The following is a 16,831-nucleotide window of genomic DNA, read 5'->3' as shown; positions in this document are numbered from 1 at the left end:
GCTCTGCACACAACAGTTACTATCTATCTTATTATTTAATGTCTTTCATTTATTTTTTGATATAAACAACAGCAATATTTTCACACAATTAATCGCTGCGCTTCATCTCGTTCATTCGCTTACCATCCGTTTGTTCAGGCAATACGATGGAAACAAACGATGAAATACACGCTGATGATCTCTCTACTGGCACCCACCCTGTTGGCGGGCTGCGAACTGGAAAAGAAAGAGGATCCCCCCTTCAAGGGACAACATATCACCGCCGCCTATGACACTGGTGTCGTCTGTCGCCAATTGCAGCAGGAGTGGCAGCAAGATGACATCGCCAGTCAGCTCAGTTGCCACTACCTGACGGTACCGCTGGATTACGACAAGGAGTGGGTCGACGTCAAACAGACCAAATGGGAGAAGCGCCCTGCCCCCACCACAGCAACCTCCTTCCTTTCCGGCAACACGACTCGCTTCTCATCCCCTTCCTGGTCAGATAGCACAACCAGGTTCTCGACTCCCTCCTGGTCAAACGGCATCGACCTGGGTCAGGTCAAGCAGGAGACCCGCAAGGTCAAGGGTGACAGCATCGATCTCTTCTATGTGCACTATCGCGCCACCGGCGACTATCGCGGCACCCTCTTTTTCAACCCGGGCGGCCCCGATTCAGCAACCCCGAGGATGGGCCCCCTGCTCACCGCGCTGCACAGTGCCGATCCTGACATTCTCAGACATTACGATATCGTCACCATGGACCCCAGAGGGGCTGGTTACAGTGCACTCGGACACGAGCTCAGAAGCTGCCTGCTAAAAGACAAAAACGGCGTCAAACCTGACATGACCCCAAGCGAGCTCGCCAGATTATTCATTGAACGGGACAAGGGCGCCCTGCCGGCACTGAACAATAGCGGCGATCACGGCAAGGCTCTCAGCAAACTGATACAGGAGCGCTGCGACGAGCCATTTCGTCGTTACGCGCCTCATCTGGGCTCCCAGGCCATAGTGCAGGACATGGATCGCCTGCGCCAACACCTGGGGCATGACAAGATCACCCCCCTCACCTTCTCCTACGGCACCCGCCTCGCAGCTCTCTACGCCCAGCGCTACCCGAGCCACGTGGCCGATGTGATAGTCGACTCTTCCATGTCTCCGAGCGAGGATCGCTATCCGGCCATCTTCTGGGAGGATGCCGCCAATGCGGGCCGTGTCTTCAACTGGCGCTTTGGCGCCCAGGCGCTGCAACGCAGCGTGGAGGTGACCCGGCAGTTGCGCGACAAGGGCCAGTATGTCGATAACCAAGGCAATACTCTGGATCACAAGCAGTGGGAGGCGGTCATGGGAGATGCGCTCACCGGGCAAGAGGGCTACGACCAGCTGGCGTTCTGGCTGCAGGACGATGCCAGCGAACTGCTGGCTCGTCTCGCCAAAGAGCAAGAGGGGAACAATCCCTACGAGGAGATCATGGGCGGTCCCTTCTTCTCCGCCATTCACTGCACCGACAACGGCCAATCGTACCGCTGGCAGGATCTGGATCCGGAAGATGCCAGCTTCCAGGGTGCGGGGGCTTTTATGCTGGATAACAGCTTCCATGCCTGTGCAGATTGGCCCTATCCCCGCAAGCCAGTTCCCACTGTGGACGCCGGAGAGATTGCGCTCCCAGCTGGATCATTGGCACTGGTACTGGGGGCAGAATATGACCCCATAACCCCTTTCAGCAATACGCGCCAGATGCAGGCCGCCTTTGGGCAGGCGGCCCGTCTGGTCAGAATCGAGCAGAGCAACCTCCATGTTCAGCTGGGCAGTGTCCAATGTGCCAATCAGGCCCTCAGCACCCTGCTGCTGGGCGACAGGCAAACACTGGTGCGGGAGCAAAGCTGCAAGGCTGATTAAGCACTTGCCCTGACCCACAAAAAACCAAACAAGAAGCCCGCCGAATTGGCGGGCTTCTTTATCGATGGCACAAAGAGATCAGGCGGCGATCAACTGCTCCAGATCCTGGCGAGTGAGGCGCTTGGCATCGATTTTCACGTACACAGAGCGCTCTGCACTGGCCAGCATCACATCGCTCACCCCATCGCAGGCGCGGATCTTCTGCTCCAGCGCCGGACTCGCCTCCACACCTTCCGGCAGCACGATACGCAGACTGCTTACATAGGGGGGCTCCTGCATGGTCAGGCTCACACCGAGCCAGATCAGGGCCAGCAGGGCGCAGCAACCAAACACCAGTGCACCGCCCCCCAGACTGTAAAAGAGCCCGCCCATGCTGCCACCGAGAGCCACGCCAATAAACTGGCTGGTGGAGTAGACCCCCATGGCGGTGCCCTTGTAACCGGGGGGGGACTCCTTGCTGATGAGGGATGGCAGCAGCGCCTCCATTACGTTGAAACCGATAAAGAAGAGCTGCAACCCGGCGAGCAGGCCCCACAACTGCAACCCGGCCTGCCACAGCACCACTTCGGCGATCAGCATCACCAGCACGCAGATCTGGAATACCCGCTTCATCTGGCGGTGCTTCTCGGCATAGATGATGAACGGCACCACGCTCACAAAGGCGACCAGCATGGTGAACAGATAGGCCTGCCACTGACTGTCGCGGGGCAGACCGGCCTGCTCCAGCAGTGGCGGCAACGCCACGAAGCTCGACATCAGCAGGGTATGGACGCACAAAATGCCGAGGTTGAGTTTGAGCAGGCGCGGGTTGGTGAGCACGGTGCGCATCCCTCCCCTGACCATGCTGGACTCGCGGTTGAGCAGATGACTGGTCGGGGTCGGCACCAGCCAGAGGGTGATGCCAATGCCCCCAAGGGCCAGCAAGGCTATCAGCCAGAACAGGCCGGAGAGCCCCAGCGCATGGGTAATCAGGGGGCCCGTCACCATGGCAATGGCGAAGGTGATGCCAAAGCTCACCCCGATAAAGGCCATCGCCTTGGTGCGGTTCTGCTCGCGGGTGAGATCCGACAGCAGCGCCATGACGGCGGCCGAGATGGCACCGCTGCCCTGCAAGGCGCGGCCGAGGATGACGCCCCAGATGGAGTGGGTCAGTGCCGCGATCACGCTGCCCAACGCAAACATCAGCAGGCCGCCGACGATCAAGGGCTTTCTGCCGATGCGATCAGAGAGCAGGCCGAACGGGATCTGGAACAGGGCCTGGGTCATACCGTAGATGCCGATGGCCAGACCAATCAGGGCTTCGGAGGCGCCGGCCAGTGACATGCCATAGGTAGTCAGCACCGGCAGCACCATGAACATGCCGAGCATGCGCAAAGAGAAGACGGAGCCGAGCGCCCAGGTGGCGCGGCGCTCGCCCCTCGTCATGGTGAAATCATTCATGATGGCCTCGATAGGTCAAAGAGAGAGAAGAGAAAAGGGGCGGATGACAAGGCACTCCACACCCGAAAAAGCCGACAATGTGCCCCAGAGGGCGGGCCTCATAATAACAGAGCCGGGAAAGTTCCCGGCTCTGGATTCTATTGATTTTCCTGGGTTGCATCACAGCCTTGGGGGCTGGAGACACGGACCATCAGGGCAGCATGCTCACCAGCACGGGCGTCGCGTCCGGCTGGAAGTCCACCGACATCATCACGCTCAGGCAAGTAATGGTAACGATGGAGAACATGAACAGCTTGCGGGCCCAGAGGGAGTCATCGACCGCCTGCTTGTAACCCGACAGCGCCATGCCCAGCCACCAGACGCTGACCGCAGTGGCCACGATCAGATACTTGTAACCGGCGTAACCGCCGAGGAACAGCATCAGGGTCGGCACCATGAAGGCCAGTATGTAGAGGGTGATGTGGTGTTTGGCCACGACAATCCCCTTCACCACCGGCAGTACCGGAATGTTGGCCGCCTGATAATCCTTGAAGCGGAAGATGGCAATCGCATAGGAGTGCGGCATCTGCCACAGGCTGAAGATCGCCAGCAGTATCAGGGCCCCCGAGTCGAACTGGCCGCTCACGGCGCAGTAGCCGATGACGGGTGGCGCGGCACCAGAAAGGCTGCCAACCAGGGTGCCATAGACAGAATGGCGCTTCATGTAGAGGCTGTAGACCCCCACATAGACAATGAAGCCCAGCACCGCCAGCAAGGCGGCCAACGGATTGGCCGCCCAGTAGAGCAGTGCAATGCCCGCAACACCGAGCGCGCTCGCATACCAGAGCGAGACGCCGGGGGCGATGAGCCCCCTCACCAGAGCGCGGTTTTTGGTACGCTCCATGATGCAGTCGATGTCCCTGTCTATGTAGTTGTTGAACACACAACCGGAGGCCACCACCAGTGAGACACCGGCCATGGTCAGGATGAACAGGGGCACATCCAGGCTCCCCTTGGACGCCAGCAGGAATCCGCCGATAACCGAGATGAGGTTACCGAAGATGATGCCTGGCTTGGTCACTTGCAGGTATTGCTTCATCATCATTGCCAACCTGCTCAGTGAACCATCATGTTGATGTTGAGGTTGTACATGATCCACAGGGAACCCACGACCACGATGGCGATGATGAGCACGGTAAACACCAGTGCCACCAGGTTCCAGCGCTCCTCGGACGAGGTGTTCATGTGCAGGAAGTAAACCAGATGCACGAAGATCTGCACCACCGCCATGGCCACCACTGTGATCAGCATGGTCTGGTGGGTGAAGCCCCCGTCCATCACCATCCAGAACGGGATGGCGGTCAGTATGACTGACAGCACGAAGCCGATCAGATAGCTCTTGGCACTGCCGTGGCTGGCGCCATGATTGTCAACGCTATGAGTGCTCATTTACATTGCTCCCATCAGATAGACCACGGTAAACACGCAGATCCACACCACGTCCAGGAAGTGCCAGAACAGGCTCAGGCACATCAGACGGGAACGGGTGCGGTCAGTCAGCCCCTTCTTGGCTACCAGCACCATCATGACGATCAGCCAGATGAGGCCGCTGGTCACGTGGATGCCGTGAGTGCCAACCAGGGTGAAGAAGGCGGAGAGGAAGGCACTGCGATCCGGGCCATAACCCTCGGCAATCAGGTGATGGAATTCGTAGATTTCCATCGCGATGAAGCCGGCACCCAGCACAAAGGTCACCAGCAGCCAGCCATTGACGGCAGCGGCACGGCCTTTGTTCATGGCCAGCATGGCAAAGCCGAAGGTGATGCTGCTAAACAGCAGCAGCATGGTTTCGGCAAACACGAACGGCAGTTCGAAAATATCCTTGCCACTGGGGCCGCCGGCGGTGCCGTTGACCAGGACTGCATAGGTTGCAAACAGACATGCAAACAGGATGCAGTCACTCATCAGGTAGATCCAGAAACCGAATACCTTGTTGGCTCCGGCATCATGGTGCCCATGGTCATGGGCACCCTCGTGAGTGTGATGTAGAACGTCGGTCGCCATGGCGTCACGCCCCCTTGTTGATGTTGGCAAAATGCTGACCTTCGATGCGTTCGATCTCGTCAACCTGCACGTAGTAGTCCACATCATCGTTGAAGCTGTGGATGATCCAGGTGGCAATCATGGCGACGAAGGCGGCAATCGCCATCCACCAGATGTGCCAGATCATGGCAAAGCCGAACAGGGCACTGAAGCCTGCGATGATGACACCCGCCCCTGTGTTCTTGGGCATGTGGATCGGCGCATACTGCTTGGGCTGCTGATAGGCGGTGCCGTTTTGCTTGGCTTCCCAGAATGCATCCAGACCTGTGATGGTCGGCTCGATGGCGAAGTTGTAGAAGGGCGGCGGTGAAGAGGTCGCCCACTCCAGGGTACGGCCACCCCAGGGATCGCCAGTCAGATCGCGATTCTTCTCGCGGTCACGGATACTGACCACCACCTGGATCACCTGGCACAAGACGCCAATGGCAATCAGGCCGGCACCTACGGCGGCCACGACCAACCAGGGGTGGAAGGCCGGATCCAGCTGCTGGCTGACCCGACGGGTCATGCCCATGAAGCCCAGCACGTAGAGCGGCATGAAGGCCACGAAGAAGCCGACAATCCAGAACCAGAAGGAGCGCTTGCCCCAGGTTTCATCCAGGGTGAAGCCGAACGCCTTGGGGAACCAGTAGGTGATACCGGCGAAGCAGCCAAACACCACGCCGCCGATGATGACGTTGTGGAAGTGGGCGATCAGGAACAGGCTGTTGTGCAGCACGAAGTTCGCAGCCGGTACCGACAGCAGTACCCCCGTCATGCCACCTATGGTGAAGGTGATGATGAACCCTATGGTCCACAGCATGGGCGAGGTGAACTCGATGCGACCACGGTACATGGTGAACAGCCAGTTGAAGATCTTCACCCCGGTCGGGATGGAGATGATCATGGTAGTGATGCCGAAGAAGGCATTCACGTTGGCGCCGGACCCCATGGTAAAGAAGTGGTGCAACCAGACGATGAAGGAGAGCACGGTAATGGCGATGGTCGCCCACACCAGCGAGGTGTAACCGAACAACTTCTTCTTGCAGAAGGTCGCCACCACTTCCGAGAAGATCCCGAACACCGGCAGTACCAGGATATACACCTCGGGATGGCCCCAGGCCCAGATGAGGTTGATGTACATCATCATGTTGCCACCCATGTCATTGGTAAAGAAATGGGTGCCGAGGTAACGGTCAGCGGTGAGCAGTGCCACAGTGACGGTCAGGATCGGGAAGGAGGCGATGATCAAAATGTTGGCGCACAAGGCAGTCCAGGTGAACACCGGCAGACGCATCATGGTCATGCCGGGGGCGCGCATCTTGATGATGGTGGCGAAGAAGTTGACGCCGGTCAGCAAGGTACCCAGCCCCGAGATCTGCAGACTCCAGATCCAGTAATCCACCCCGACACCAGGGCTGTATTCCAGACCAGAGAGTGGCGGATACGCCAGCCAGCCGGTCTGGGCAAACTCGCCGACCGCCAGGGAGACGTTGATCAACACAACGGCGGCAGCGGTGAACCAGAAGCTGATGTTGTTGAGGAAGGGGAAGGCCACATCACGGGCACCGATCTGCAGCGGCACCACTATGTTCATCAGACCTATTACCAGCGGCATGGCCACGAAGAAGATCATGATGACACCGTGAGCGGTGAAGATCTGGTCGTAGTGGTGGGGCGGCAAAATGCCATCGCCACCGGCCGAGGCCATCACCTGCTGGGTACGCATCATCACCGCATCGGCAAAGCCGCGCAGCAGCATGATCATGCCGAGGATCAGATACATGACCCCCAGACGCTTGTGATCGACCGAGGTGAACCACTCTTTCCACAGATACTGCCACTTGCCGAAATAGGTGATCAGCCCGGCAATGCCGAGGCCACCCAGAATGATACCGGCCACAGTCACCATGATGATGGGTTCATGGTACGGAATGGCATCGAGCGTTAATTTTCCAAACATCAGTTATTCCTCGGATCCCGCTTTCACAGAGTTGTCATCCGTCGGCATCGACATATGCCCGGCATGATCCATTTGTGCGTCATGCGCCATGGCGTCATGGTTCATTGTTTGCTGATCCATGGTGGTGTGATCCATGGTCTCGCCGTGCGCCATCCCTTTATGCTCACCGTGGCCCATGTCACCCATGAACTTGTTGATCAGGTTGACGAACAGTGCCGGATCGGCGCTGGAGAAATACTCCACCGGATGGTATTCGGTAGGCTTGGCCAGGGCATCGAACTCCGCCATTGTGGTGAGCTGCTTGGGCGACTGTTTCACCTTGGCGACCCAGGCGTCGAAACCTGCCTGATCCTGCGTGGCGATGGCCTTGAACTTCATCCCGGAGAAACCGGCACCGCTATAGCTGCTGGAGATGCCGTCATATTTCCCGGCTTCATTGGCGATGAGATGCAGCTTGGTCTGCATACCGGCCATGGCATAAATTTGCCCGCCCAGTTTGGGAATGAAGAAGGAGTTCATGACGGTGTCAGACGTCACCCGGAAATTCACCGGCGTGTTGACCGGGAAGGCCAATTCATTGACCGAGGCAATCCCCAACTCCGGGTAGACAAACAACCATTTCCAGTCGAGGGAAATAACATCAACCAGGATCGGTTTGACCTCGGAATCGAGCGGCTTGTAAGGGTCCAGCTCGTGGGATGTTTTCCAGGTGATGGTCGCCAGAATGACGACAATAATGACGGGAACGGTCCAGACAACCGCTTCAATCTTGTTGGAGTGAGACCAATCCGGGGTATATTTGGCGTCGGTATTGGATGCCCTGTATTTACGGGCAAATACCACTGCCATAATAATCACAGGGATCACCACAATTAACATCAGCCCCAAGGCGGTTAATATCAGTGATTTCTGCTCCAGACCAATCTGCCCTTTGGGGTTCATCAACGCCATGTCGCAGCCGGTCAGCAAGCTGGCCGATGCGATCAACAGCAAAGCACCCAAGCCCCTCTTTAATTCAAAAGGTCTCATGCAGTGTCCTCATCATTCGCAGGCGTAAAGGTATAAAAAAAGCGCATCATTATATTGCATTGAGAATGGATGTAAACAAGGTGGGAAATTAATCTGCAAGTTGTTTTCTGTTTGGAGGTGACCTGTGATGTATGTTAATGCCTTGACAGCCGCCACTTTCATAATGACTGTGCAATTATTCATCAGCAACATTGATTTCATTTCAATCAGAATTAGCTCAGCAAGTGAACAGTCAGTTTTAAACCCTTTATTTAATGCGGTTAAATGACTTTTCCTGTATTTACATCAGCTGCAAGCGGCCCTGTTTTCAAAAATGGAAATAACCACATAAAAAGCAGATATAAAGACTCTTACAGACCCTTAATTAATCAAAATACGCTCAAGTTAATTCCATGCTCTTGGTGAGACTATCTCCTGAACATACCTGTCTCATGCATTTCATCGGGTCTGCTTCATCACAACCGTCATCATCTTGTTTAATAAGTTATTATCAAACCCATGGACTCCATCCGGATATGGCGTTAGGTTGCGCCCCTTCGTTGCCAAGCCAGTAACGAAACCGACCCTATCCCATTCCCCATTTGACTCTTCATACCACAGGGATTGCCATGAGTATCACACGCAGAGACTTTCTCAACGGCGTAGCCATCACCATAGCGGCAGGCATCGCCCCCATCAATCTGTTGCAGGCGGCAGAGGGCGGCAAGGCGCTGGCCGACAAGACGCTTGCCTATCCGCCCGCCCTCACAGGGTTGCGCGGCAACCACCCGGGCTCCTTTGAACCGGCCCACAGCATAGCCCGCGACGGCAAGCAGTATGACTTCGCCAATGTTCCCCTCGAGGGGGAGTATGATCTGGTGATCGTCGGCGCCGGGATAAGCGGTCTGGCCGCCGCCTGCTTCTATCAGCAGTTGCTCGGCGCGGATAAAAAGATCCTGCTGCTGGACAACCACGACGACTTTGGCGGCCACGCCAAGCGCAACGAATTCACCACGCCCGATGGCCTGCGGCTGGGTTACGGCGGCAGTGAATCCCTGCAATCGCCGCGCTCCGTCTACAGCCCCATCGCGCTCGGCCTGCTCAAGACGCTCGAGGTGAACATCGACGAACTGGCCGCCGGCTTCCAGCAGACCTTCTATCCGGATCTGGGCCTGAGCCGCGGCGTCTACTTCGACGAGAAGCACTTTGGCGTCAACAAGGTGGTGAGCGGTGACCCTGGCCACAACGTGGCCGACGACATCCCCCGGGATCGCCTCAACGGCCGCCCCCTGGCCGAATTCATCGGTGACTTCCCGCTCGATGAGCGCGACCGTGCAGCCTTGCTGGCCCTGCACGAAGAGAAGATCGACTACCTCAGTGGCATGAGCCGGGAGGAGAAAGACCTCTGGATGACCCGCAACAGCTACACCAGCTTCCTGCGAGACAAGGTGGGCCTGAGCGAGCGTGCAATCACTTACTTCCAGCAGCGCACCAACGACTTCCAGGCGGTCGGTATCGATGCCACCGCCTGCGCCGATGCGCGCCTCTGTGCCCTGCCTGGCTTCGACGGGCTGGATCTCACTCCTCTCGATGCCGAGGAGCAGGCGGAGCTGGACGATCCCTACATCTTCCACTTCCCGGATGGCAACGCCGGCCTGACCCGCCTGATGGTGCGCAAGCTGATCCCTCCGGTGGCGCCGGGCCACACCATGCAGGATGTGGTGCTGGCCAAGTTTGACTACGGCAAGCTCGATCTGCCGGAGCACAAGGTGCAACTGCGCCTTGGCAGCACGGCGCTGCAGGCGAAGAACATCCGCCGCACCGATGGCAGCACTGGGGTGGATGTCACCTACATCAAGGAGGGGAAACTGCATCGGGTGCGAGCGAAGCAGTCAGTCATGGCGGGCTACAACATGATGATCCCCTACATGGTGCCGGAGATGGCAGAGCCCCAGAAGGAGGCCCTGCGCCAGAACGCCAAGGCGCCGCTGGTCTACACCAAGGTGGTGATCAAGAACTGGCAATCCTTCGTCAAGCTGGGAGTGCACGAGGTCTACTCCCCCGCGGCGCCCTACAGCCGGGTCAAGCTGGACTACCCGGTCAACCTCGGCGGCTATGAGCATCCCAAGAATCCGGATCAGCCCATGTGCCTGCACATGGTCTATGTGCCGACCCTGCCGGGCAGCGGCCTGTCGGCTCGCGAACAGTCCCGCAAGGGACGCGCCATGATCCTCGGCATGCCGTTCGAGCAACACGAACAGATGATCCGCGAACAACTGCAGGGCATGCTGGGCAGCGCCGGTTTCAACCATGAGCAGGACATCCTCGCCATCACGGTCAACCGCTGGTCCCACGGCTACTCCTACATCACCAATACCCTGTTTGATGACGAAGCGCAGTGCGAAAAATGGATTGAGCTGGGTCGCCAGCCCATCGGCAACATCACCATCGCCAACTCCGACTCGGACTGGAGCCCCTACGCCCACTCCGCCATCGATCAGGCCTGGCGCGCGGTCAACGAGCTGGTCGCCATGCAAAAAGGAGGTGCCCAATGATCCGCACCCTGTCACTGACCGCCACCGCCCTGCTGGCAGCCATGGCGGCCCAACCCGCGCTGGCGGGCTCCGCCATGTCGGCAGGCGAGTATATTTCCAAGCTGGGGGATTGCGCCGCCTGCCACACCAGCGAGGCCAGTGCCCCGCTTGCCGGTGGCAAGGGCTTCCCGACCCCCATAGGCACAGTGTTCGCCACCAACATCACCCCTGACAAGACCCACGGCATCGGCAACTACAGCCTGCCGGAGTTCATCAAGGTGATGCGCGAAGGGGTGGCCAGGGATGGTCACCAGCTCTATCCGGCCATGCCCTACACTGCCTACGCCAAGATGAGCGATAAGGATCTTGAAGATCTCTATCACTACCTGATGAAGGAGGTTCCCCCGCTGGCGGTGGCCAACAAGGAGAGCGACATCCCCTGGCCGCTCAATATGCGCTGGCCGCTGATGGGCTGGAACTGGCTCTATCACGATGACAGTCGCTTCACCCCGGTAGAGGGCAAGAGCGAGCAGTGGAATCGTGGCGCCTATCTGGTGCAGGGTGCCGGTCACTGTGGCAGCTGCCACACCCCGCGCGGGCTCGGCATGCAGGAAAAGGCCCTGACCGAGGCAGACCCCCTCTATCTGAGCGGTGCAACGCTCGATGGCTGGTATGCCCCCAACATCCGCGGTGCCCGGTACGACAAGCAGGCGATCATCGATCTGCTGAAAGCCGGCCTCAGCCAGCATCAGGCCGTTTCTGGCCCCATGGCGGAAGTGATCACTCACAGCAGCCAGTACTTCAGCGACGCCGATCTGGCCAGCATCGCCACCTATCTCACCGAGCTCAGTGACGACACGCCGGTGAGCCAGGGCAACCGGGCCTACGCCAGCGTGGGCGGCAAGGCAGACTACTCCATGTACTGCTCGACCTGTCACGGGGTCAACGGTGAAGGCAATGACCACGTCATTCCTTCACTGGTGGGCAACCAGACTGTGCTGGCCGATGATCCGGCCAGCCTGCTCAACGTGTTGCTGCACGGCGCCGAGACCCCGATCACTCAGGGCCATCTCGGCTACCACATGCCAGGTTATGGCTGGACCCTCAACGACGAGCAGATGGCCGAGCTGGCCAATACGCTGCGCGCCTCCTGGGGCAATGAAGGAGCCGCCATCAAACCGGCAGCCGTCAAGGCCCAGCGCGAGCTGCACGAGTAGCACGACTACTGACCTTCGCCATAAAAAACGGGCCTCCCATGGAGGCCCGTTTGCTGTGTGCCATCAGGGCGTCAGCCCTTGCGGGACTTGGGACCTTGGGTGGACACAGCTGACTGGTGGTAATCGGCGTAAGGGAAGATATTGCGAAAACGCTGGGCGACTGGCTCCGGGATCGAACGGGAGAAGACCAGCTTGACCCCGTGCCCGTCCCGCTGACCCAGGATGCGGCCCCGCACGGGATCGTGGTGCAGGATCTGCCGGGCCTGGGCCAAAAACGTGGGGGATACCTTGCCCCGCTTGACCACCACCTTGTCCGCTTGCAACCGGATTTCGAACAGGGCTCCCCGCCCCAGCGTCATCAACCACCCGATCAGGGCAATTGCCACCAACAAGGATAACCAGGCCATCTCTTCCCTCCTAACGACTCAATGTCAGCACGTCACTCCAGGCTATTTCCAGCCCCGCTGACGTCTTGCTGTCAGACAGTATAAGCGGCCCCATTGCCGGAATGTTTGGCGCGGATCACAGCCGTCGACTCACCTTGCGTTCAGTCACCCTACGCAGGTCAGCAATCCTTGCCCCAGGCCACCAGGGTGTCGCGATAGAGCGCCAGCAGCGCCTGATCCCGCACCGCCACCCCCACATGCTGGGCACGATAGTCGGCCCAACCGTCATGAGGATGGGATTTGTCATCGAACTTTTGCAGAGTATGACCGATGGCGGGGCCACTGTTGATCACCCGCACAGGCCCCTTTCTCAGGGTGAACAGAGTCGGATCGATCACGTAGGCGATGGCGGAGGGATCGTGTACGTGACAACCATCCAGGCCGATGCGCTCCGAGTAGAAGCGCAGATAGAAACGGCTCACCTCCCACAGGAAGCGGCCCGGCTCGCCCGCCTCATCGCGCAGCGCATCCAGATAGCCACTGCTGAAGAAGCTCTGCTGGGTCACATCCAGCCCTATAATCACCACGGGCCAGTTGGCGGTAAACACCCGGTCGGCGGCATCGGGATCGTCGTGGATATTGGCCTCGGCATAGGGGGTCACGTTGCCGCGATGACCGTTGACGCCAAAGGCACCGCCCATCACCACCACCTGCTTTACCAACCCGGTGATCTCCGGCGCCTCCTGCAGCGCCAGCGCCAGGTTGGTGAGCGGCCCTATGGTGACCAGGGTGATCTCGCCGGGGGCGGCTTTCACCGCGTCGACTATGTATTGCCAGGCCGGGCGAGCATCCGGGGTGAGGCTCACCTCCCCGGCCTCGACATCGCCGAAACCACTCGGGCCGTGCACGACAGTGGTCGGCCCCACGGGATCGCGCAGCAGCGGTGCGGCCGCGCCCTGGGCGACATCTGCCTTCATGCCGTACTTCTGCTTGAGCCAGAGTGCATTGCGGGTGCCATTGTCGATGGTGGCGTTGCCAAAGACGGTAGTGATGGCGATGAGATCGATGGCGGGGTGCGCCTCGGCAAACAGAATTGCCATGGCGTCGTCGATACCCGGGTCGGTATCCAGAATGATTTTGTGGCTCATAGGGCCTCCAGACAACAACGGAGCTGCCAGTGTAACGACACCCTGCCCGTTTAACAGCGCTGTGATCACACCCTGACGATTGCCTTCCCCCTGATCGGGTCGAGTGGCGTCTTCTTGAGCAGAACAGGTGGCAGAGACAGGCCGGTAACCTGACAGCCGGCCAGCGCAGCGAAAGAGTGCTGAAATAGTGGGCAACCGGACGGCCGCGGATAGCTGCCGCCTTGTGAGCCGCCGTGCGGAATGGTATCACTTGGCCTCATTGACCACTTCTCTCATCCATCTGCCGAGGCGCCATTGTGATCACCCTGATTAAAGAGTCGGACCAGCTGAAGATGCCCTGGAAGAACAAGCAGGGCACCACAGCCCAGATCCTCATCTCTCCCAAGGGAGCGACCCTGGACAAGCTCGACTTTGACTACCGGCTGAGCTCGGCCCCCATCAAGGAAGCCGGTGTATTCTCCCGGTTCCCGGGTTACCAGCGCATCCTGCTGCCCGTCAGCGGCGCCGGCTTCGTGCTCAACGGCCATCCTTACGCCACCCTTGAAGCGGCCCATTTCAGCGGGGATGACGAGACCCACTGCGCCTTGCTAAAAAAAGAGGTGACGGATCTGGGGCTCATCTACGACCCTGCGCGCATCAGCGCCAACGTACGGGTGCTCAATCTGCCGTTTCCCCTCAGCTTGACTCTGGAGGCCGACAAAACCTACCTCTGCCATCTGCTGAGCGGTCAGCTCACGGTTCAGAATCATACCGTGGCGGTCAACGACACCCTGGTGGTGACCGGTGAGGAGAGCATACGGCTGGAGTGCCAGAAGAAGACCGCCATCGCCTTCTTTACCCTGCAAGCCAGATAAGAGAGAGGCCCGCGCAGGCCATTGGAGACGGGCTCAACGTTTGGGAGCTCGGCCACCGCTGTCGAGACAGGCCTGCATGGTGTCGTAGGGGACATAGTGCTTGGTGCGGCTGTAGTAGGTGCCGCCCTGGGGGTGGCAGATGCCGTTGCGGCTCTTCTTGACCGGGGGCTCTGCCGCCAGCGCCAGGGCGCACACCAGCATCAGGCAACAGCTGACAACCCATTTGACTGCTCTCATCACTCACATCCATTCAGTGTCCGGGCCAGCAGGCCTCGCTTGCGGCCTATTTTATCCCGTCCAAGGCGCGGCTACTCCTTGCCAGATCACGAAATGAATCCTTTATTCAATCGCTTGGCTCATCTACATCCGCGATCGACACAAGGTTTGCACATCATAAAAAAAGCCGGGGCAGCCCGGCTTTTTTCTTCATGACGACCAGAACAAGCGGCTTAGCCGATCTTGAAGCTGCCCTTCATCATGGCGAAGTGGCCGGGGAAGGAGCAGAAGAAGGTAAGGTCTTTACCGGCCAGACCGTCGGTTTTGAAGGTCACGCTGGTGCTCTCGCCACCGCCAATCATCTTGGTGTGGGCCAGCACCCGCGGATCATCCTTGGGCAGGTAGTTGTTGTCGGCACCGGCGCTCATGCCGGCGGTGGCAACAGCCTGATAGTCGGCGGTGTTCGACAACGCCCAGTTGTGGCCCATGGCGGTCACCGGCATCTTGCCGGTGTGGTTGAGGGTCACTGTCACCTCTTTGCAGGTCGCCGGTACGCTCATCTCTTTGAGGTTGTACTGCATGGCATCATTGCCTTCGATGACCAACGCGCACTCATCGGCCAGGACCGGGGCCGCCAGGGTGCTCAGAAACAGCAGGGTGATCGCCTTTTTCATCATCTTCTCCTTTGATTGGCAATAGATGGCAACACAATTGCCTCAGGCTGTGATCCACAACGGGCAAAGATGCTGTCAAAATCGACCTTATTCTACTCAAGTGTTGTCAATCGGCTATGGCTTTAGTGCAAAGCTGCGGGTCAAGTCACCAGATTGAGCTTATTAACAACAGACCTTGAGCCTGAATGGATACGCATCGGCCTCGTCATAGGCCCACCTGTGTTTAATTTTGTCCGCGATTTTGTGTGCCAGACGCTCGCCACCTGAAAGCCTCTTGGCTAAGCTGGCGACCCTATGGCACAACGCCCTGTTTGAGATAGAGATATTGCTTATGTCGTTCACCTTTGTGTCGGCCCTGCGTGGCCTGCTGTTACCTATGGTGCTGATGTTGACGGCCTGCCAGCCAGCCCCCACCCAGACCCGCATTCAGGGTAAAACCATGGGCACCTACTATGTGGTGACGGTGAACGATCCCTATCCGGGCGGTGAGGCGGCGCTGCAGCGTGAACTTGATACCCTGCTGGCGCGGATGAACAAGGAGATCTCCACCTATGACAAGAGCTCTCTCATCTCCCGCTTCAACCAGGGACCAGCCCGGGTGCCCATGATGATTCCGGCCACCATGGCAACCATAGTGCAACAGGGCATTGATACTGGACACCTCACCCGGGGCAAGCTGGATGTCACAGTGGGCCCTCTGGTCAACCTCTGGGGATTCGGGCCGGACATGCGCCCGCTCAAGAAACCCAGTGACGCGCAGATCGCCAAGGCGCGTCAGAGAGTGGGTATCGACAAGCTGACCCTGACCCCGCAGGGAGACCACTTCCTGCTCAGCAAGGCAATCCCGGATCTCTACCTCGATCTCTCTACCCTGGGGGAAGGCGCCGCATCGGATGAAATAGCCGTGTTGCTAGAGAGCAAGGGCGTCCACAACTACCTCATCGAAGTGGCAGGCGCCGTGCGCAGCAAAGGCAACAACAGCAAGGGCAAGCCCTGGCGCGTCGCCATTGTCAAACCGGCGGATCAACCCGGTGCCTTCTCCGATGTTGTGACGCCCAATGGCATGGCCCTCAGCACCGCAGGCAGCTATCGCAACTACTACGAGCTCGATGGCCAGCGTTACTCCCACATTATCGACCCGGAGACAGGCGCCCCCGTGACCCACAAACTGGTCTCCGCCAGCGTGATTGCCAACACTGCGCTGGAGGCCGACGCCCTCGATACAGCGCTCATGGTGATGGGGCCCGATCAGGCAATGGCCTTCGCCAAAGAACACCAGCTGGCGGCCTATCTCATCATCAAGACGGAGCAGGGCTTTACCGCGAAATTCACTCCCCAGTTTGCACCTTATCTGGTGCAAGAAAAGCCATAAGCCGTATGGCCCCGCTGAAAAACAGCGGGGCCAGCCCATGTTCAATTGCCTGTCTGCGCGCTTTGGTGGCACACTTCTGT

Annotated in this window: 15 protein-coding genes; 5 read left to right on the top strand and 10 right to left on the bottom strand. The window is 58.8% G+C overall.

The features are described 5' to 3' along the window. Positions 1-159: 159 nt before the first annotated feature. On the top strand, positions 160-1,878 hold the full coding sequence (locus tag AC1P02_RS12000) for an alpha/beta fold hydrolase (RefSeq protein ID WP_485182290.1): 1,719 nt from the start codon (positions 160-162) through the stop codon (positions 1,876-1,878). 78 nt (positions 1,879-1,956) lie between these two features. Here AC1P02_RS12000 and AC1P02_RS11995 read toward each other — a convergent pair whose 3' ends face one another. The 6 genes from AC1P02_RS11995 to cyoA form a co-directional block, all read right to left on the bottom strand. Beyond that, positions 1,957-3,318: an MFS transporter gene (locus AC1P02_RS11995; protein ID WP_485182289.1), complete on the bottom strand. Its 1,362-nt coding sequence runs from the start codon at positions 3,316-3,318 to the stop codon at positions 1,957-1,959. Between the two features lie 190 nt (positions 3,319-3,508). Continuing rightward, on the bottom strand, positions 3,509-4,402 hold the full coding sequence (cyoE, locus tag AC1P02_RS11990; protein WP_005312708.1) for a heme o synthase: 894 nt from the start codon (positions 4,400-4,402) through the stop codon (positions 3,509-3,511). 11 nt (positions 4,403-4,413) lie between these two features. Then, the gene (locus AC1P02_RS11985; protein ID WP_005312705.1) at positions 4,414-4,746 is read right to left on the bottom strand and encodes a cytochrome o ubiquinol oxidase subunit IV; all 333 of its coding nucleotides are present in this window, start codon (positions 4,744-4,746) and stop codon (positions 4,414-4,416) included. After that, entirely contained in the window at positions 4,747-5,361 is a 615-nt protein-coding gene (locus tag AC1P02_RS11980) for a cytochrome o ubiquinol oxidase subunit III (protein ID WP_005312702.1), read from the bottom strand. 4 nt (positions 5,362-5,365) lie between these two features. Beyond that, positions 5,366-7,342, bottom strand: coding sequence for a cytochrome o ubiquinol oxidase subunit I (cyoB, locus tag AC1P02_RS11975; protein ID WP_021138023.1), 1,977 nt, complete (start codon positions 7,340-7,342; stop codon positions 5,366-5,368). 3 nt (positions 7,343-7,345) lie between these two features. After that, complete coding sequence (gene cyoA, locus AC1P02_RS11970; RefSeq protein ID WP_087756149.1) at positions 7,346-8,371, bottom strand: cytochrome o ubiquinol oxidase subunit II; 1,026 nt, start codon at positions 8,369-8,371, stop codon at positions 7,346-7,348. Positions 8,372-8,979: 608 nt separating this feature from the next. On the opposite strand from cyoA, the gene AC1P02_RS11965 reads away from it, so the two are divergent. Both AC1P02_RS11965 and AC1P02_RS11960 read left to right on the top strand, forming a co-directional pair. Next, positions 8,980-10,905 carry an NAD(P)-binding protein gene (locus AC1P02_RS11965; RefSeq protein ID WP_485182288.1) on the top strand — a complete coding sequence of 642 codons (1,926 nt, stop codon included), beginning with the start codon at positions 8,980-8,982 and terminating at the stop codon, positions 10,903-10,905. Further along, complete coding sequence (locus AC1P02_RS11960; RefSeq protein WP_485182287.1) at positions 10,902-12,101, top strand: c-type cytochrome; 1,200 nt, start codon at positions 10,902-10,904, stop codon at positions 12,099-12,101. Before AC1P02_RS11965 ends, AC1P02_RS11960 begins: the two co-directional genes overlap by 4 nt. 71 nt (positions 12,102-12,172) lie before the next feature. Here AC1P02_RS11960 and AC1P02_RS11955 read toward each other — a convergent pair whose 3' ends face one another. Together AC1P02_RS11955 and AC1P02_RS11950 are read right to left on the bottom strand one after the other, a co-directional pair. Further along, positions 12,173-12,508 carry a DUF3634 family protein gene (locus AC1P02_RS11955; RefSeq protein ID WP_192896151.1) on the bottom strand — a complete coding sequence of 112 codons (336 nt, stop codon included), beginning with the start codon at positions 12,506-12,508 and terminating at the stop codon, positions 12,173-12,175. 158 nt (positions 12,509-12,666) lie between these two features. Beyond that, positions 12,667-13,635, bottom strand: a complete 969-nt coding sequence (locus tag AC1P02_RS11950; protein ID WP_096118767.1) for a nucleoside hydrolase — start codon at positions 13,633-13,635, stop codon at positions 12,667-12,669. Between the two features lie 296 nt (positions 13,636-13,931). On the opposite strand from AC1P02_RS11950, the gene AC1P02_RS11945 reads away from it, so the two are divergent. Further along, the gene (locus AC1P02_RS11945; RefSeq protein WP_485182286.1) at positions 13,932-14,489 is read left to right on the top strand and encodes a HutD family protein; all 558 of its coding nucleotides are present in this window, start codon (positions 13,932-13,934) and stop codon (positions 14,487-14,489) included. Between the two features lie 33 nt (positions 14,490-14,522). On the opposite strand, the gene AC1P02_RS11940 is transcribed toward AC1P02_RS11945, so the two are convergent. Together AC1P02_RS11940 and azu are read right to left on the bottom strand one after the other, a co-directional pair. Beyond that, positions 14,523-14,726 (bottom strand): hypothetical protein, encoded by a 204-nt coding sequence (locus tag AC1P02_RS11940; RefSeq protein WP_005312679.1) that lies wholly within the window; start codon positions 14,724-14,726, stop codon positions 14,523-14,525. A 212-nt stretch (positions 14,727-14,938) separates the two neighbouring features. After that, positions 14,939-15,379: an azurin gene (azu, locus tag AC1P02_RS11935; protein WP_005312677.1), complete on the bottom strand. Its 441-nt coding sequence runs from the start codon at positions 15,377-15,379 to the stop codon at positions 14,939-14,941. 331 nt (positions 15,380-15,710) lie between these two features. Here azu and AC1P02_RS11930 point away from each other — a divergent pair, with 331 nt between their 5' ends. Next, the gene (locus tag AC1P02_RS11930) at positions 15,711-16,751 is read left to right on the top strand and encodes an FAD:protein FMN transferase (protein ID WP_429233469.1); all 1,041 of its coding nucleotides are present in this window, start codon (positions 15,711-15,713) and stop codon (positions 16,749-16,751) included. Positions 16,752-16,831: the final 80 nt, after the last annotated feature.

Source organism: Aeromonas sp. TS_SC_11 (genome assembly GCF_057318915.1).
The sequence above is the reverse complement of the archived record's forward strand: the minus strand, read 5'-3'. Positions and strand labels throughout refer to the sequence as shown.